The 18629-nt window shown below is 63.8% G+C and carries 13 protein-coding genes; 9 read left to right on the forward strand and 4 right to left on the reverse strand.

Features of this window, described 5'->3' with window-relative positions; translation table 11 throughout:
* Positions 1-14 precede the first annotated feature (14 nt).
* The 6 genes from gatA (at position 15) to BMX92_RS08795 (ending at position 5101) form a co-directional block, all read left to right on the forward strand.
* Positions 15-1544 carry an Asp-tRNA(Asn)/Glu-tRNA(Gln) amidotransferase subunit GatA gene (gatA, locus tag BMX92_RS08770; protein WP_093015597.1) on the forward strand — a complete coding sequence of 510 codons (1530 nt, stop codon included), beginning with the start codon at positions 15-17 and terminating at the stop codon, positions 1542-1544.
* 216 nt (positions 1545-1760) lie between these two features.
* Positions 1761-2072 carry an AbrB/MazE/SpoVT family DNA-binding domain-containing protein gene (locus BMX92_RS08775; protein WP_256213330.1) on the forward strand — a complete coding sequence of 104 codons (312 nt, stop codon included), beginning with the start codon at positions 1761-1763 and terminating at the stop codon, positions 2070-2072.
* The gene (locus BMX92_RS08780; RefSeq protein ID WP_093015173.1) at positions 2069-2488 is read left to right on the forward strand and encodes a type II toxin-antitoxin system VapC family toxin; all 420 of its coding nucleotides are present in this window, start codon (positions 2069-2071) and stop codon (positions 2486-2488) included. The genes BMX92_RS08775 and BMX92_RS08780 overlap by 4 nt, the downstream gene beginning before the upstream one ends.
* Positions 2485-3990, forward strand: a complete 1506-nt coding sequence (gatB, locus tag BMX92_RS08785) for an Asp-tRNA(Asn)/Glu-tRNA(Gln) amidotransferase subunit GatB (RefSeq protein ID WP_093015176.1) — start codon at positions 2485-2487, stop codon at positions 3988-3990. The genes BMX92_RS08780 and gatB overlap by 4 nt, the downstream gene beginning before the upstream one ends.
* A 98-nt stretch (positions 3991-4088) precedes the next feature.
* The gene (locus BMX92_RS08790) at positions 4089-4631 is read left to right on the forward strand and encodes a hypothetical protein (protein ID WP_093015179.1); all 543 of its coding nucleotides are present in this window, start codon (positions 4089-4091) and stop codon (positions 4629-4631) included.
* A gap of 23 nt (positions 4632-4654) precedes the next feature.
* Entirely contained in the window at positions 4655-5101 is a 447-nt protein-coding gene (locus BMX92_RS08795; protein WP_093015182.1) for a DUF2846 domain-containing protein, read from the forward strand.
* Positions 5102-5260: 159 nt separating this feature from the next.
* On the opposite strand, the gene BMX92_RS08800 is transcribed toward BMX92_RS08795, so the two are convergent.
* The 4 genes from BMX92_RS08800 to BMX92_RS08815 all read right to left on the reverse strand — a co-directional run bounded on the left by BMX92_RS08800 (position 5261) and on the right by BMX92_RS08815 (position 12488).
* A complete protein-coding gene (locus BMX92_RS08800) occupies positions 5261-8470 on the reverse strand; it encodes an autotransporter domain-containing protein (protein ID WP_093015185.1) in 3210 nt (1069 codons plus the stop codon).
* 99 nt (positions 8471-8569) lie between these two features.
* The gene (locus tag BMX92_RS08805) at positions 8570-10999 is read right to left on the reverse strand and encodes a TonB-dependent receptor domain-containing protein (protein ID WP_093015188.1); all 2430 of its coding nucleotides are present in this window, start codon (positions 10997-10999) and stop codon (positions 8570-8572) included.
* Positions 10983-11921, reverse strand: coding sequence for a FecR family protein (locus BMX92_RS08810; RefSeq protein WP_093015191.1), 939 nt, complete (start codon positions 11919-11921; stop codon positions 10983-10985). The genes BMX92_RS08805 and BMX92_RS08810 overlap by 17 nt, the downstream gene beginning before the upstream one ends.
* A gap of 54 nt (positions 11922-11975) precedes the next feature.
* Entirely contained in the window at positions 11976-12488 is a 513-nt protein-coding gene (locus tag BMX92_RS08815) for an RNA polymerase sigma factor (protein WP_093015195.1), read from the reverse strand.
* A gap of 141 nt (positions 12489-12629) precedes the next feature.
* Here BMX92_RS08815 and BMX92_RS08820 point away from each other — a divergent pair, with 141 nt between their 5' ends.
* The 3 genes from BMX92_RS08820 to glgB all read left to right on the forward strand — a co-directional run bounded on the left by BMX92_RS08820 (position 12630) and on the right by glgB (position 18622).
* Entirely contained in the window at positions 12630-13838 is a 1209-nt protein-coding gene (locus BMX92_RS08820; RefSeq protein ID WP_093015602.1) for a serine hydrolase domain-containing protein, read from the forward strand.
* A gap of 123 nt (positions 13839-13961) precedes the next feature.
* Positions 13962-16430: a glycogen/starch/alpha-glucan phosphorylase gene (locus BMX92_RS08825; RefSeq protein WP_093015198.1), complete on the forward strand. Its 2469-nt coding sequence runs from the start codon at positions 13962-13964 to the stop codon at positions 16428-16430.
* 29 nt (positions 16431-16459) lie between these two features.
* Complete coding sequence (gene glgB, locus BMX92_RS08830; RefSeq protein ID WP_093015201.1) at positions 16460-18622, forward strand: 1,4-alpha-glucan branching protein GlgB; 2163 nt, start codon at positions 16460-16462, stop codon at positions 18620-18622.
* The last annotated feature ends 7 nt before the right edge of the window (positions 18623-18629 follow it).

Below are 18629 nucleotides of genomic sequence, written 5' to 3' on the forward strand. Positions count from 1 at the left end.
TGATGGGCTTCATGATGGCCCAAAATTTTACTCCGCCCCCGTCAGTGCCTAAGACGTCGAAGACCGATCTGACTGATCTTACCGTAGCCGAAATCCGCGACGGCTTTCGCGCGGGCGATTTTTCGGCGCGTGAAGTGGCGGAAGGCTTCAACGCCAATGTCGCCGCTGCCAAGGCGCTGAACGCCTTCATCGTGGAAACGCCCGAAAAGGCGCTGGAAGCGGCCGATGCGGCCGACAAGGCGAAGGCCGCCGGCGAAACGCTGGGTCAGCTTGCCGGCGTGCCGATCGGCATGAAGGATCTGTTCTGCACCAACGGCGTGCAGACGACCGCCGCCAGCCACATGCTGGAAGGCTTCGTGCCGACCTATGAATCGACCGTGTCGGGCAAGCTGTGGGCGGCGGGCGCGGGGATGCTGGGCAAGCTGAACCTCGACCAGTTCGCCATGGGATCGTCCAACGAGACGAGCTATTATGGCAATGTGATTTCGCCCTGGCGGCGCAAGGACGGCGGCAACGCGGCGCTGGCGCCCGGTGGGTCTTCGGGTGGTTCGTCCTCGGCCATTTCCGCGCGGCTTTGTCCGGCGGCGACCGGCACCGATACGGGCGGGTCGATCCGCCAGCCGGCCGCCTTCACCGGCATCAGCGGCATCAAGCCGACCTATGGCCGTTGTTCGCGCTGGGGCATTGTGGCGTTCGCGTCGTCGCTGGATCAGGCCGGGCCGATGGCGCGCACGGTGCGCGACAATGCGATCCTGCTGGAGGTCATGTCGGGCTTCGATCCCAAGGATTCGACCAGCCTAGATCTGGCGGTTCCCCAGTGGGAAGCGAATTTGTCGAGCGATCTCAAGGGCAAGAAGGTCGGCATTCCCAAGGAATATCGCCCCGATGGCCTGAACGCAGAAATCTCCGCCATGTGGGATCGCGGTATTGCCTGGCTGAAGGATGCCGGCGCCGAGGTGGTGGACGTGTCGCTGCCGCATACCAAATATGCGCTGCCGACCTACTATATCATCGCGCCGGCAGAGGCGTCTTCGAACCTCGCCCGCTATGATGGCGTGCGTTACGGCCAGCGCGACCTGCCCGATGGGGCGGGATTGCAGGACATGTATGCCGCGACCCGCGCCGCCGGTTTCGGGCCGGAAGTGAAGCGCCGCATCATGATCGGCACCTATGTTCTGTCGGCCGGCTTCTATGATGCTTACTATACGCAGGCGCAGAAGGTGCGGGCGCTGATCGCGCGCGATTTCGAGCAGGCTTTCGAGACGTGCGACCTGCTGCTGACGCCGACCGCGCCGAGTGCGTCGTTCGCGCTGGGCGAGAAGCAGGCCGATCCGCTGGCCATGTATCTGAACGACGTCTTCACCGTGCCGGCTTCGCTGGCGGGGCTGCCGGCGATGGCGGTGCCGGGCGGGCTGGATTCGGCGGGTCTGCCGATCGGCTTGCAGATCATCGGCAAGGCGCTGGACGAGCAGACCGTACTGAATGCCGCCCTTGCGATCGAGGAGCGTTCGGGCTTCACGGCGCGGCCGGACAAGTGGTGGTGAACTGGACCGGCGAGATCCTTTTCCAATTCATTGGAGAAGGCCTCGTCGAAGGTTTCAAGCGGCTGAAATTCGGACGGACCGGTGTCGCAGTTCAAACGCCCGCTCGGCGGAAAATTCTGAAACGGCGTGCGCGTAATCGTGTGAACCGATGGAACGGTAGCTGACCATATTGTATTCGACCGGCGAAGTGTTACCTGTGGTAACACTGGAGTTTCCATGATGAACATGCACAGCAGGATCGACGAGGAGACGGTGGTCAACATGACCAGCAAGGGGCAAGTGCTCATGCCCAAGGCTATCCGCGATCGTATCGGTCTGGTGCCGGGTCAACCCGTGCGGATCGGGATCAACGATCGCGGTGAGGCTGTTGTTTTGCCCGCCGCCCCGGCCGTCGAGGAAACGGCGGAGGAACGGCGTGCCAGAATCAAGGCGGCGATCCTTTCCGTCGCAGGTTCCATCGATACGGGTTTCGCTACGACGGATGAATATATGGACTATATCCGTCCGCACAGATTGGAGCCCGAATGACATTTGTTGATACGAACATCGTTATCGACATCTTGTCGGGCGATGATGTGTGGGGTGATTGGTCCATCGACAGGTTGAGCGACGCACGGCGTGATGGCCCCGTACTGTTCAACGCCATCATTCTGGCCGAGCTGAGCCGCAATTATGCTTCTCTCGCAGATTTGCACGATGCATTGTCTTTTCTGGGACTGGTATCAGAGCCGATCGACGACCGGACCGCCTTTATTGCGGGGCAGCGTTTTGTCACCTATCGGGGCATGCGCGACAAGGACAAGGCCTATCGCGTCCTGCCTGACTTTTTCATCGGTGCGCATGCGATCGTTTGCAACATGCCCTTGCTGACTCGCGACCCAGCCCATTACCGGCGTTATTTTCCAGAGCTTATCCTCATCACTCCCGAAACGGATCGAACATGACTGAATCAACCTATCGCATCCAGGGCGCAACCGGCGAGTGGGAGGTCGTGATCGGCCTGGAAGTCCATGCGCAGGTGACGTCGAACGCCAAGCTGTTTTCCGGTGCTGCGACCGCTTTCGGCGCGGAGCCGAATACGCAGGTGAGCCTAGTCGATGCGGCCATGCCCGGCATGCTGCCCGTGCCCAACCGCGAGTGCATCCGCCAGGCTGTGCGCACCGGCATGGCGATCGACGCGCAGATCAACAAATGGTCGCGCTTCGACCGCAAGAATTATTTCTACGCGGATCTGCCGCAGGGCTATCAGATCAGCCAGCTTTATCACCCGATCGTGGGTGAAGGGCAGATCGAGATCGTGCTGGACGAAAAGAACCCCGACGCCAGCAAGAAGGTGATCGGCGTCGAGCGTATCCATGTCGAGCAGGATGCCGGCAAGCTGATGCATGACCAGCATCCGACGAGCAGCTATGTCGACCTCAACCGGTCGGGCGTGGCGCTGATGGAAATCGTGTCGAAGCCGGACATGCGTTCCCCTGCTGAAGCAGGGGCTTATCTGTCGAAGCTGAGAACGATTCTACGTTATGTCGGGTCGTGCGACGGCAATATGGATCAGGGCTCGATGCGCGCTGACGTGAACGTCTCCGTGCGTCGTCCGGGTGAAGAGTTCGGTACGCGCACCGAGACGAAGAATGTCAATTCGGTCCGCTTCGTGATGGCCGTGGTCGAGCATGAGGCGAACCGTCAGGTCGACGTGCTGGAAGCCGGCGGCAAGATCGTGCAGGAAACGCGCCTCTATGATCCGGATCGCAACGAGACGCGGTCGATGCGGTCGAAGGAAGATGCGCATGACTATCGCTACTTCCCCGATCCCGACCTGTTGCCGCTGGAACTGGACGACGCATTTCTGGAGGCATGCCGCCAGTCGCTGCCCGAACTGCCCGACGCCAAGCGGGCACGTTATGAAGGTGCTCTGGGCCTGTCCGCCTATAATGCCGCGACCCTGACTGCCGACGCCGACACGGCGCGCTGGTTCGAGGCGCTGCTGGCCGAAGGCGCACGCATCCAGAAGAAGAGCGAGGGCGACGTCGCCAAGGCATCGGCCAACTGGCTGCTGTCGGAACTCTATGGCGCGCTCAACCGCATTGGCAAGTCGCTTGAGGAAAGCCCCGTAAGTCCCGAGGAAGGCGCGGAATTGCTGGCGCTGGTGGCCGATGGCACGATTAGCGGCACGATCGCCAAGCAGGTGTTCGAGATCATGCTGGAAACGGGCGACAAGCCCGGCAAGATCGTCGAGGAGAAGGGCCTGAAGCAGACGTCCGACACCGGCGCGATCGAGGCGGCGGTGGCTGAGGTGCTTGCCCGGAATGGCGACAAGGTCGAGCAATATCGCGGCGGCAAGGAAGCGCTGTTCGGCTTCTTCGTCGGCCAGACGATGAAGGCGATGCAGGGCAAGGCAAACCCGCAGGTCGTCAACGAACTGGTGAAGAAGGCGCTGTTGGCCTGATCGACAGTCTTCCCCCTATACGATTGTAAAATCAGGCGATAAGCCTCTGTTCAGGCCATTTCGAGTCGGGGGATTCGTGGCCTGGACAGGGGGGGAATATGCTGCGCAAGGGGCTGTGGGCCGTTGCGTTTTTGGGGCTTGGCGCGGGGGCGCAGGCGCAGGTTGCAGGCGAGCCGATCATGGCGACGCCAGCACCGCTGACGACAGTCGTACCGGCCGGCACCTATGTCGATTTCGAGATATTGGACCCGATAAACTCCAAGCTGTCCAAGCCTGGGGACCGTTTTCGCATTCGCACGACGGTACCGGTTGGAGCGAGTGGCGCGACCGTCATTCCCGCCGGTGCGCTGGGCGAAGGCGAAGTGATCCATGCTGCACGCGCGCGGGCAGGCGGGAAGGCGGGTGAGCTAATATTGGCTGCCCGGTTCATCGAGCATCAGGGGCAGAAGATCGGGTTGCGCAGTTTCCGCTTCGCGCAGGTGGGGGACAGTCGCACGGATGAAGCCATTCTGGTCGGGCTGGTCGCCGCGCCGGTCGTGCTGTTCATCGCGGGAAGCGATGTCGATGTGCCGGTTGGTGCAAGGGGACAGGCGAAGCTGGTCGCCGATCTTCCGTTCACGCTGTCAGCGAACGGAAACTGAATTTTCAACAGGAGGGCAATGAAATGAAGAGCCATATGTTTCTGGCGGCGATCGCGCTTGGCTGCGCAACGTCCGCTGTAGCGCAGGATGCACCGGTCGCGGCGGATACTGTCGCCGCCCCGGCTTCGGATATTCCGGACGGCAAGGGCAAGATCGTCTTCTTCCGCAAGGGCGGTTTCGTCGGTTCCGCCATTTCCTGTGCAGTGCACGAGAAGGGCGAGAAGCTGACCAGCCTGCCGCCGGGCAAGTTCGCGGTCGTCTATGCCGAACCGGGCATTCACGAATATTCGGTCAAGAGCGAGGCGACCGACACGCTGCGGCTGGAGATCGAGCCGGGCGAAACCTATTATTCCAAGTGCAACATCCAGATGGGGATCATGGCCGGGCGCCCGAACCTGTCGCCAGCCGACAAGGCGGCATTCGATGCGATGAGTGCGAAGCTGAAGCCGGTGGAAATCAAGGCGGAATAAGCCTTTAAAGCCACCAGACAAAAAGAAGGGGCGCCGCCGGGGGGACCAGCGACGCCCCTCTTTTATGCCCGGCGCCCTTGGGGAGGGTTTTGTGCCGGAGCGGAACAGACGGACCGGGAGGGTCTGTGGGGTGTGGCCCGCCTGTTCAACCCTTAGACGTCACAGGACGAAGTTAACCGTCGCCCGAAATGAGATAGCGACGTGACTTTGTTGTTCCTCCGCGCCGAATTCGCCGCCGACGCGGAAGGTGTCGGTGCCGCCATAGAGGCGGGCACGGCCGGTCCATCCGTTCGTGCGATCTTCCGACACCAGGGTGAAGCGATCGCCATCCTTGAAATAGGCGGTCGTGTCGCCCAGCGACCCGCCGACGATCTGCCGACGGCCGCCTTCCAGTTCGATACGGACCCAGCCATCTTCCTTGTTCAGGCTGCCAAAGTCGTATCCGGCCGTGACCGTGCCGTTGGCGGTCAGTTCGTCGCTGGTGCGGCCCAGCACGGTCAGGTTGAACGCATCGCCGCCGCCGGTTTCGCTATAGCCATTCTCCTTGAGCCGGTAATAGTCGATGCCGACTGCCGGACGCAGGCTGAACCGGCCCATGTCCACCTGATAGGCGACGCCTGCCGTCGCGGACATGAGCGTGCCGTTCCAGTTGCCGTCCGCCGTTCGGATGACGTCGCCACTTTCGAAATGGCGGGTGCCGTCGAACTTGATGCGGGCGGCGGACAGGCGGGCGAAGCTGAGCAGCGGACCCCATTGGCCGCGCCAGTGTGCCGCCAGCTCGAACTGGTCGGAATCGACCGCATTGTTCGACCCGCCGTTGTCGCTGCCGTGAATATAGGCGAAGGAGCCACCGAACGCGCCGATGTCGCTCAGATATTCCAGGCCACCGCCGGCGCCCCAGCCGGTGATGTCGTAGGAGGCGGTGCTGCCTACGCTCTTGGCGCTGCCGAAGGCCACCTGCTGCAACCAGAAGCCGAGGCGTCCGTCCTTGGTGCGGTAGATGCCATTGGGGTCGGACAGGATACGGGCGGTGGCGCGCGATCCCGACGTGACCGCTTCGAACGTGCCGCCTGCATGGTCGGGCAGCATCTGGCGCAGATTGCTGGTCAGGGTCGATCCGTCGTTGATCGCCAGATAGGCGGCGGCGACGTCGGCATCATTGTCCAGCGCGTTGAAGATCGCCGAATAGGCGCTGGCGGTCGAACCGCTCAGGCCCAGTTCCGACACGCTCTTCGCCGCGATCGACAGGGTCACGGTGCCGGCGGCGCTGTCGCCGGTGACGCTGCTCTTGAACATATAGGGCAGCAGGGCGGCGCTGGTGAGCGTCGGTGATCCGCTGAGCGATCCGGCGCGGACGATGACATAGTCGCCAACCGATCCGCCGACCTGGGTGAGGTTGACCTTGACCTGCGATCCGCTGGCGAAGTTGGCGGCCCCGGCCACGTCATAGACGGTGCTGGCGCCGGTCTTGCCATTGATCGTGACGCCGAGCGTCGATGTGCCGCTGGCCGAGAGCGAAGCCAATGCGACCGAACCGGTGCCGGTGCTGTTGAGCGTGCCGCCGTTCAGTGCCACGGCGACATTGCCGCCATTGGCGATCGCGCCCGACAGGGACGATGTGCCGCCCAGCGTCAGGGTGCCGGCGCCGCCGCCGAAATCGACCGTGCCAGCGACCGAGGATGTGCCCGCCAGCGACAGGCTGTTGGCGCCTGTGCCAAAGGCGATATTGCCGGTCAGGCTGGAGGCGCCGGACAGGGCGATGCTGTCGTTGCCGGCGCCCAGGCTGAGATTGCCGGTGATGGTGCCGGCCGACACGGTCAGCACGTCATTACCCGATCCCAGCCGAATGTCGCCGATGATGCTGGGCATGGTTGTAGCGGTGGCGGAGGCCGCCGCCTGCGTCAGCGTGACGCCGCTGCTGCTGGCGCTCAGGTCGATCGCGACGTTGGAGCCGCTCTTGCCCCCGGTCGCGCTGATCTTGCCGGTGTTGGACAGGCTGGAGACGGTGCCGGACGAATCGAGGATCGCGATGGCGCTGCCCTTTTCCGTGCTGCCTGCCGCCGCCGCCACGGTGCCGCTGACGATGATCGATCCGGCGGTCGCGCCGGCGTCGATCACCAGACCGCGTGCGACCGTGCCGTCCTTCGTCGATCCGCTGGCTGCAACCGATCCGCTGACCTCGATCGTGCCGGCGCTCGCGCCGGAGCCAAGGCGCAGGGCGGTGGCGTTGCTGTCATAGGAGACGGCGGCGACCGTGCCGGCGACCTTTACGCCCTTGGCGATGCTGACGTCGCCCCCCAGCCCGCCGATGGCCAGGCCATTGGCATCGACGCCGTCATAGATGCCATAGCCGGCGATGCCGCCATTGACGATCAGGCCATAGCCGGTGTTGCCTGCCGCGACCGCACCAATGGTGGTGTCGCTGCCCGCCGCGCCGATCTGGACCGCTGCGGCCTTGCCATAGGTGATGACGGCGGCGCTGCCTTCCGTAGCGTCGGTCAGTCCGTCGCCATCGACGTCGGGCTTGGTGCTGTCCAGCGTGGGTGGAACGTCGAAGATGATGCCGCCGGTGACGTTGCCGGCGATGACCAGCGCGGAACCGCCCTGCAACAGGTCGTCCGCGTCCAGCTTGGTCACGTCGGTCGGGCGTGTGGTGCTGCGATAACCGGTGCTGGTGATCGTGCCCTGGATCTTGACCGCGCCGGTGACGTCGCCCAGCAACGCCGCGCCGATGCTGTTGGCCCCCGTGACCGATGTGCTGCCGCGCAGCGTGACATTGCCGGTCACGTCATTGGCGACCACGCCATAGCTGTTGTCGCCGATCACGCTGGTGGTGCCGCTGGTCGACAGATTGCCCGTGAGCGCGCCGTCCAGACGAATGCCGGCCGACTGATTGCCCTCGATCGTGATCGTGCCGCTATGGTCGATATTGCCGACATGGGCCGCGCCGGACTGAACCCAGATGCCGTTCTTGCCCGAGCCCTTGGCGAAGGCGCCGTCGATATCGCCGTCGCTGTCCGTGTCGGTCGCGGTATAGTCTTCGGTCAGCGTGATGGTGCCGCTGTTGGTGATGGCGCCGCTGGTGCCGGGGCCGACCAGAATGCCGGTGACGTTATTCGCGTCGTTGATGGTGATGGTGCCGGCGTTCGACACTTTGTTGTTGCTGTCGATGGTGACGGCGGCGCCGCTGGTCAGCTTGATTGATCCGGCGGAACTGATGGTGATGTCGTCAGCCGCACCGTTGGCCACGGTGGAGGTCTTGACGGCAGCGGTGGTGGCGGTGCCGATGGTGGTTTCTGCCGCCGCGTCGGCCACGGTAAGGGCCGCCAGAACCGGGGCGATGGCCGTGCAGGCCAGTAGATGTCGCATGATGTCTCCTCTGCGTGCCGCGCTCGATATTCTGGGGGCGCGTCCGCATGGGACGGTGCCGAAGCGTGGCTTCCGTCAGGCAATGCGATGAATATTTATTCAGAAAGCGAAGTCGACGCCGATCCGTATGGTTCGGGGACGCAGGGGCGTATAATAATCGGTCTGAAGATCGAACGGAGTGCCCAGCGAGAAGCGATTACCGTTGCTGTCGAACAGGTTGGTAAGCGACAGCGAATATTGCACCCGCCCGCGCGTGACGCTGGCCGAGAGGCTGGTGTCGACATAATCGCCCTGCGTCTGTCCCAGGATCGGGCCGACGCCGAGGCGCGACTTGCCGATATAGCGGGCGGACCCCATCAGGTGCAGGTCCATCTCCGTCGTCAGCGGCGCGCGATAGTCGAGGGCGAGGCGCCCGCCCAGATTGGCGACGTTGGGCAGGCTGAGCGAGCGGCCTTCATAGGAGAGCGCACGCACGAAATCGGTCGGCTGGGTCAGGCGGCTGTCATTATAGATGGCGCTGGCATCCAGCGTGAGCGAACGAGTGGGGCGCAGGACGATCCGCCCTTCGACCGTATAGATGCGCCCGTCGCCGATATTGGCGGTGGTGGGCAGGCCGATCCGGTCGGTGACGTCGGCCTGAATATTGCGCCAGTCGGTATAGGCGACATTGGCGCTGGCGGCGAAGACATCGCGCCCCGGCACGCCCTTGCGCGCACCGATCTCCACGGTGGAGGCGCGGTCATTCTGGAAGCGGCGGACGCGCTGGTCGTCGACGGCAAGGCCGCCGGGCCGGAAACCCTGCTGGAAGCGGGCATAGAGGGTGACATTGGGGATCGCGTCGGTCAGCAGCGAGGCCGACGGCAGGAAGAAGGTTTCGCTGCGATTGGCCTGTGCTTCGGCGCGGGCGAGATCGCTGGAGGAAAGAAAGGCGCCAGGATCGAGCGCTTCGCCCGACAGGCGGCTGTTGGTCAGGCGGCCGCCGAAAGTGGCGATAAGGCCCTTGACCGGTTCGAACGAGGCTTCGCCGAACAGCGTGGCTTCCTTGACGCTGTTGCGCACGCCGGTCGCGGCGGCGGCGCGGCCCATGCCATAGAGGGGGACGCCGGGAATGATCGGCGGTTCGATCGTCTGCGTGCCGAAGGATGTCAGCGACCGGTCGAGGTCCGACGTGCTCTGGAGGTAGGAGGCGCCCAATATCCAGCCCAGCCCATTGTCCAGATCGCGCACCAGCCGGTTTTCGGTGGAGAAGATGCTGACCTGATTGCGCTGGCGGAAGAGGGCCGGGGCGCCATCTGGCTGGGTGGCGTCATAGCTTTCGGCCAGTATGTGGCGGACATAGCCGGTCGAGGAGACGAAGTGGAGCGAATCCCACTGGCGTTCGATGCGGACATTGCCGAGCAGATAGTCGGCATAATAGGGCTGGGCGACCGAGGAGGCGCGTTTCAGGCGGCCGACGCTGCGGGTGGCATATTGGGCGTCGTCCCCGTCGATATGCTGGTAGACGCCGTTCAGGTCTATCGTCCAGTCCTCATTCGGGGTGAAGCGCAGCGCGGCGCGCCCGCCATAGGTGCGCACCTGATTGACGTCATCCTTGTCGCGGCTGACATCATCGATATAGCCGCCATCCTGCACGCCATAGCCGACCACGCGCAGCGCCAGCTTATCCGAGACGATCGGGATGTTGAGCGTGGCGGACAGGTCGCCGCCCGGATCGCCATGCTGGGTGGCGGAGGCGCCAGCGGACATCTGCCCACCCCATTCGGTCATGTTGGGCGCATTGGGCATGATGCGGATGATGCCGCCCAGCGATCCGGCGCCATAGAGCGTGCCCTGTGGCCCCTCCAGCACTTCGACCCGGCCGATATCATAGAGTTTCAGGTCCGGGTCCGGCGCGGCATAGTTGAGGCGCATGTCGCCCAGATACTGGCCTGTTGTCGCCTGCGTTGGGCCAGCCAAGGCGGAGTCCGCGATCGCGCGGATGAACAGCTTGTTGCGGCCGGTGCCGGCATGGGTGGAACTGAGGCTGGCGACCCGGGCCAGCAAGGTAGCGCTGCCGCCCGCTGCCTCGGCCGTGGTGAAGATGCCGTCGCCCAAAGTCTCCACAACGCCTGCATAGCGGAGCAGGGGCACCTCCCGCTTGGAGGCGGTGACGATGATCGCGGCCTGTGGTTCTTCAGGGGCGGCTGCGGGCAGAGCAACCGGCGTGGGAGCGAGAAGCGGCGCGGGGCGGGCGCGGACGATGCGCCAGCCATTGCCGCCGACCGGTTGTGCCTTTGCGCTCGTACCCTTGAGCAGGCGCCGCAATGCCGCGTCGGCCGACATGCGCCCCCTGACCTGCGGGGTGCGGATGCCCGCCAGCGACTGGTCCGACATGCCGATGCTGATGCCCGTCTGACGGCCAAGCGCTATCGCCGCCTCACCGAGCCTGCCGGGGGCGATATCGATATCCTGTCTGTCCGCCGCCACGGCGGCTATGGGGGTCGCTGTGGCGAGGACGGTGACGATCAGGAGGTCAGTTTTGCGGACCATCCCCTTCCTTAGCGGGCCCTTCCTTCAACAGCCAGCCATCGCCCTGACGGACGGCGGTCAGGCCCATGAGCGGCGCGGCCTGGGCAAAGAAGCGCGCCGGATCGCGATCCAGCCGGATGGTGCCGGTGAAGCGCATCGCTCGCGCGCCCGGTGCTGCGGTCAGCGTCACGCCCAGCGAGCGGCCGATATCCTGACTGATGTCGGCGATGGAGGCGTTGGCATAGACCAGTCGGCCCTGTCGCCAGCTGGCAACGGCCCCCGGCGCCACGTCCATCAGGCGCAGGCCCTGCGCATCGTCGGACAGGGCGCGACCGGCGGGCAGGGCGATCGCCTCCGCATCCGGATTATAGACGACCTTGCCTTCCGACACGCCGATATGGGTCGCGTCCTTTGTGTGGACGATGTTGAAGACCGTACCGGCATCTTCGAACACGGCGTCGCCCACGGTCACGCGGAACGGATTGGCGGCGTCATGACGCACGGTGAAGGCGGCTTCGCCTGCGTCGAGCGCAGCGAAACGGGCATCCTTGCGATCGAAGCGCATGGTCGTGCCGCCGTTCAGTTCGACGCGCGTGCCATCATCCAGCGCAATGGTGCGGGTTTCGCCGGGGCGGGTGGTGACGCTGTAAATGTTGCTGCGGTTGAGCAGCCCGACCGAGATGACGCCGACCAGTGCCGCCGCCACCGCGCCGCCTGCGATCCAGCGCAACGGGCGGCGAGGGCCACGATCATTGGCGGCCACCGGCATGATGACGGGTTCTTCGGGCACGATGTTGTCCAGATCGCTATCCGCCGCCATCAGGGCGTCATAAGCGGGCGCATGCGCTGGATTCGCCTCCAGCCACAGGGTGAAGGCCTCCCAATCCTGAAATTCCGGGTCGCGGGTACGGATGACCCAACCCAGCGCCTCCTCGTTAATCATGGCTCCAGCCCTGTTCCTTATTGCCCCTTGCTGACCCTGACGCCGCCAGCCCGCTCATTCCGTATCGATTTTCTGCTTGAGGAGCAGCATGGCACGATAGGCCTTTTGCAGATCCTTCTCCACCGTGGTCAGGCTGACGCCCAGTTCCTCCGCGATGAGGCGCTGGCCCACCCCTTCGATCCGGAAGCGGCGAAACACCAGTTCGACCCGTGGTCCCAGATCGCGCAGCACGGCGCGCGCTTCGTTCAGCCGCTGGTTGAGGATCATGCGTTCATCGACGCCGATATCCTCGCTGGGATCGGCCATGACGCCGCCGGCCCCTTCCGCCCAGTCCTGTTCGCGCCGTTCGCGCCGGCTGGACGACCGGTAGCGGTCGAGCATCAGATTGTTCGCCATGCGATACAGATAGGGCAGGGGATCGGTGACGGGACCAAGATCCTTGGCCTCCAGCTTCATCCACATGTCCTGCAACAGATCTTCGGCGTCTTCCCCCGCGCCGCGTGCGCGCAGGAAGCGAAGCAGCGCCGCGCGGTTGGTCATGAAAATTGCGGAGAGGCCAGTGGCCATATGCCTGTGCGGGTCCGTTATGCTGTTCTGGCCGCTGCCATAGAGGGCCGGGCAGGGTCTTGGCAACGGCCAAGCTGTTTACCTGCGCGCGTGGCTGCTCTAGCGCTGGAAGGCAGGAATGACGAGGATGGCGATCGGCGCATGGTGGGAATGACGGACAGGGCAGCGGCGCAGGCGGCGGGAATGGACCCGGATCGGCTGGATGCGCTGGTGGAATCCCTCGATCGCCGCTATCTGGCCAGCGGCAAGCTGCCCCATATGCAATTGCTGCTGTCGCGGGACGAGACGGTGCTGTTGGCGGGCGTGCGGGGGCAGGCGCGCGCCGATGGTGCGCCGCTGCGGGAGGATGCGCTCTATCGTATCGCGTCGATGACCAAGCCGGTGACGTCGGTCGCCTTCATGATGCTGGTCGAGGCGGGGCTGGTCGCGCTGGATACGCCAGTGACGGATATCATTCCCGAATTTGCCGATCTGCGCGTGGGGCGGGCCAACCGGGCGCGGCTCAAGCGGCCGATGCTGATGATCGACCTGCTACGCCATACATCCGGACTGACCTATGGCTTGCAACGGCAGACGGCGATCGACGCGCGCTATCGCAAGCTGGGGCTGGACGAATTCCAGCAGCCGCGCACGTCCGACCAGTTTGTTGCCGATCTTGCCACGCTGCCGCTGGAATTTTCACCGGGCGAGCGCTGGAATTATTCGGTGTCGACCGATGTGCTGGGCGTGGTGGTGGAGCGGTTGACGGGGCTTGATCTGGAGACGGTGTTCCAGACGCGCATCTTCGGGCCGCTGGGGATGGTCGATACGACCTTCATGCTGCCGGACGAGAAGGCGGACCGGATGACCGACGCCTGGCGACTGGACGAGCGGCCCGGCAAGCCCACGGGACTGACCGTGGCCGATCTGGGCGCACGCAGCGGGTGGCGGCGCAAGGGGCGGTTCCAGTCGGGCGGCGGCGGGCTGGTATCCTGCGTGGCGGACTATCACCGGTTCGCCCGGATGCTGTTGCGCGGTGGCGAACTGGATGGCGTGCGGCTGTTGCAGGCTGATACCGTGGCGCAGATGCGCAGCAACCATTTGCCGGGCGGCGGCGATCTGGCCAGCATGTCCGGTGCGATGTTCAGCGAGGCGGATTATCAGGGCGTGGGCTTTGGCCTGGGCTTCGCCATGGATATGGCTTTGCAGGAATATTATTGGGGTGGTGTCTTTTCGACCTATTTCTGGATCGATCCGATCGAGCGGCTGATCGGCATCTTCATGACCCAGCATCTGCCATCCAGCACCTATCCTGTGCGGGCCGAATTGCGGGCCGGGGTGCGCGCGGCGCTGCTACGCCGAAATGGATGAAGAATGGTTTAGGAAACTGGCTGAAATTGGCCGATATTTCTTGTTGCGCTGCAAAAATGCCGATGGCGCGGGGCAAGGGGCTGTGTCATCATCCTGTTCGACTCAGCAGGGGGACCAGCGCCGATGAACCTCAAGGGCCAGACCGAACTTCCCAAACCCGCACCGCGGCAATTCACCCCGGAAGTCCTAGCTCATGAGATTGTCGAGCGGCTGACCTATCGCATCGGCAAGAATGCGGCGGCGGCCAAGCCGCATGACTGGCTGCATGCCGTCATCCTTTCCATCCGCGACCGGGTGATTGACGCCTGGATCACCTCCACCCAGAAAACCTACGAGGAAGAAGGGCGGCGGGTTTACTATCTGAGCCTGGAATTCCTGATCGGCCGGTTGATGCGCGATGCCGCGTCCAACATGGAAATGCTGGACGATGTGCAGGCGGCGCTCGATTCGCTGGGTGTTGATATCGACATCATCGCCGCGCTGGAGCCGGATGCGGCGCTGGGCAATGGCGGTCTGGGGCGTCTGGCGGCCTGCTTCATGGAAAGCATGGCGACGGTCGACGTGCCCGCCTATGGCTATGGCATCCGCTATGTGAACGGCATGTTCCGGCAGGAGATCAGCGACGGCTGGCAGGTGGAACTGCCGGAAAACTGGCTGGCGCATGGCAATCCCTGGGAATTCGAGCGGCGCGAGGCGAGCTATGAAGTCGGCTTCGGCGGGCGTGTCGACCCGGCCGAGGGCGAGGATGCCGGGCCGCACCAGATGCGCTGGCGCGCGGCGGAGCGGGTGATCGCCACCCCCTATGACACGCCGATCGCGGGCTGGCGCGGCAAGCGGGTCAATACGCTGCGCCTGTGGGAAGCGCAGCCGATCGACCCGATCCTGCTCGACAAGTTCAATGCGGGTGACCATCTGGGCGCGCTGTCCGAAAGCAATCGGGCCGAAGCGCTGACGCGGGTGCTCTATCCGGCCGATAGTTCGCCTGCGGGGCAGGAATTGCGGTTGCGGCAGGAATATTTCTTCTCCTCCGCGAGCTTGCAGGACATCGTCCGCCGCCACATTCAATATTTCGGCGATATTCGCACGCTGGCGGAAAAGGCCGCGATCCAGCTCAATGACACCCATCCGGCGGTGTCGGTGGCGGAATTGCTGCGCATCCTGGTCGACGATCATGGCGTGGATTTCGGCGAAGCCTGGGACATTACGCGCAAGACGTTCAGCTATACCAACCATACGCTGTTGCCCGAGGCGCTGGAAAGCTGGCCGGTGCCTTTGTTCGAGCGGTTGCTGCCCCGGCACATGCAGATCGTCTATGCGATCAACAGCCGCTTGCTGGGCGAGGCGCGCAAGTCGGGCCAGTTCACCGACGATGCGATCGGCACGATATCGCTGATCGACGAGGGCGGCGAGCGGCGGGTGCGGATGGGCAATCTGGCCTTTGCCGGATCGCACAGCGTCAATGGCGTGTCGGCGCTGCACACCGACCTGATGAAGGTCACGGTCTTTGCCGACCTGCACAAGCTGTATCCGGCGCGGATCAACAACAAGACCAATGGCGTCACTTTCCGCCGCTGGCTGATGCAGTGCAATCCGGGGCTGACCGGGCTGATCCGTGAGGCGATCGGCGACCGGTTCATGGACGATCCCGAGGCGCTGCGCGATCTGGACGGCTTTGCCGACGACAGCGCGTTTCAGGAGAAGTTTCTGGCGGTGAAGCGGGCCAACAAGGGCGCCCTGTCCGACCTGCTGCGCCGTCGCATCAATGCGCGGATCGATCCGGCGGCGCTGTTCGACATCCAGATCAAGCGCATCCATGAATATAAGCGGCAGTTGCTGAATATCGTGGAAGCGGTGTCGCTGTATGACCAGATCCGGTCGCATCCCGAAAAGGATTGGGTGCCGCGCGTCAAGCTGTTCGGCGGGAAGGCGGCGCCGAGCTATCATAACGCCAAGCTGATCATCAAGCTGGCCGGCGACGTTGCCCGTGCGGTCAATCATGATCCGGCGGTGCAGGGGCTGCTGAAGCTGCAATTCGTGCCCAATTATAATGTGTCGATGGCGGAGATGATGATCCCGGCGGCCGACCTGTCCGAACAGATTTCGACGGCGGGCATGGAAGCGTCCGGCACCGGCAACATGAAGTTTGCTGTGAATGGCGCGCTGACCATCGGCACGCTGGATGGCGCCAATGTCGAGATGCGCGACCATGTGGGCGAAGAGAATATCGTGATATTCGGCCTGACCGCGCAGGAGGTGAATGACGAGCGGGCTGGCGGCTATAATCCGCGCGATGTGATCGGCCGCAGCCGCGAACTGGGGCAGGCGCTCGATGCGATCGCCAGCGGTGTCTTTTCGCCGGACGATCCGGATCGTTACAAGGGGCTGGTGCAGGGCATTTACGATCATGACTGGTTCATGGTCGCTGCCGATTTCGACAGCTATTCCGCTGCCCAGCGCAAGGTCGATGCACTGTGGCTGGACCAAAGCGTCTGGGCGAAGAAGGCGATCCATAATGTCGCGCGCATGGGATGGTTCTCGTCCGATCGCACGATCCGCGAATATGCGACCGATATCTGGAAGATGCCGACATGATCGCCAACATGACCGGAGTGGACGGATAGGTGCTGACCCGCGAGCAGATCGATCTGCTGGTGCAGGGGCAGGATGACGATCCTTTCGGCACGCTTGGCGTTCATCCGGCGGAAGGGGGCGGATTTAGCGCCTGTGTTCTGTTGCCCGAAGCCGTTGCTGTCGAGGCGCAGACGCTGGCGGGCAAGGCGGTTGGCACGCTGGAACGGGTGCATCCCGACGGGCTGTTCCATGGCAAGGTCACGATCCGCAAGCGCCAGCCGTTGCGCTATGTCGCCACCTATGGCGATGGCGGCCGCTATGACCTGATCGACCCCTATGGCTTTGGCCCGGTGCTGGGGCCGATGGACGATCATTATTTTTCCGAAGGGTCGCATGGCCGGCTGTTCGACAAGCTGGGCGCGCATATCATCGATCATGAAGGGGTGACCGGCACGCATTTCGCAGTCTGGGCGCCCAATGCCCGGCGGGTGTCGGTGGTCGGCGATTTCAATCGTTGGGACGGGCGGCGGGGTATGATGCGCCATCGCGCCGATGCCGGCGTGTGGGAGATTTTCCTGCCCGAAGTCGGTCCGGGCAGCGCCTATAAATATGAGATTGTTGGTGCGGACGGGGTGACATTGCCGCTGAAGGCCGATCCCTTTGCCTTCAAGAGTGAATTGCGTCCCTCTACCGCGTCGATCGTGGCGGCGCCGCAGGACCATATATGGGGCGATGCACGGCATCGCGAACATTGGCGGACCAGCGATGCGCGGCGCCAGCCGGTATCCATCTATGAAGTGCATGCCGGTTCCTGGCAGCGGAACGACGACGGCGATTTCCTGACCTGGGATGAACTGGCCAACCGGCTGATCCCCTATGTCGTCGGGATGGGCTTTACCCATATCGAATTTCTGCCGATCAGCGAATATCCCTATGACCCGAGCTGGGGATATCAGACGCTGGGCCTCTATGCGCCGACGGCGCGGTTCGGCGATCCGGCGGGCTTTGCGCGCTTCGTGGACGGGGCGCACCGGGCCGGGGTGGGCGTGATACTGGACTGGGTGCCGGCGCATTTCCCGACCGACGAACATGGGCTGGCCCATTTCGATGGCACGGCGCTGTATGAACATGCCGATCCGCGCAAGGGGTTCCACCCCGACTGGAACACCGCCATCTATAATTTCGGGCGGCGCGAGGTGGCGCAATATCTGGTCAATAACGCGCTGTTCTGGGCCGAGCGCTATCATATCGACGGGCTGCGCGTGGATGCGGTGGCGTCGATGCTCTATCTCGATTACTCGCGAAAGCCCGGCGAATGGGTGCCCAACGACCATGGCGGGCGGGAGAATGTGGAGGCGGTCGCCTTCCTCCAGCAAATGAACAAGGCGCTGTACGGCAATCATCCCGGCGTCATGACCATTGCCGAGGAATCGACCAGCTGGCCCGGCGTGTCGCAGCCGGTGCATAGCGGCGGGCTGGGCTTCGGCTTCAAATGGAATATGGGCTTCATGCACGACACGCTGCGCTATCTGGCGCGCGATCCGGTGCATCGCGCCCATCATCATGACGACATCACCTTTGGCCTGATGTACGCCTTTAGCGAGAATTTCGTGCTGGCGCTGAGCCATGACGAGGTGGTGCATGGCAAGGCGTCGCTGCTGCACAAGATGGCCGGGGAAGACTGGCAGAAATTCGCGACGCTGCGGGCTTATTATGGCCTGATGTGGGGCTATCCGGGCAAGAAGCTGCTGTTCATGGGGCAGGAATTCGCCCAGCGGGACGAGTGGGACGAGGATCGCGCGCTCGACTGGCAATTGCTGGACCATGGGCCGCATCTGGGGGTGCAGCAACTGGTCGGCGACCTCAACCATCTCTACCGCAGCCGTGCCGCGCTGCATGCGCGCGATTGCGAGGTGGAAGGGTTTGAATGGGTGCTGGTCGATGGCGCGGCGGATTCCGTCTTCGCCTGGCAGCGCCGTGCGCCCGGCGCCCGGCCGATTATCGTGATCAGCCATTTTACCCCGGTGTTGCGCCATGGATATCGGATGCGGCTGCCTTCGGGTGGGCGGTGGCGCGAAATATTGAACAGCGACGCCAGCGTCTATGGTGGCAGCGGCGCAGGCAATATGGGCATGGTGCATGCGGATGAGGAGGGATGGGCGAATATTACCATCCCGCCCTTCGCAACCTTGATGCTGGAACTGGATTATTGATTACCGA

The sequence above is a fragment of the Sphingobium sp. YR768 genome (assembly GCF_900111125.1).
Taxonomy (GTDB): Bacteria; Pseudomonadota; Alphaproteobacteria; order Sphingomonadales; family Sphingomonadaceae; genus Sphingobium.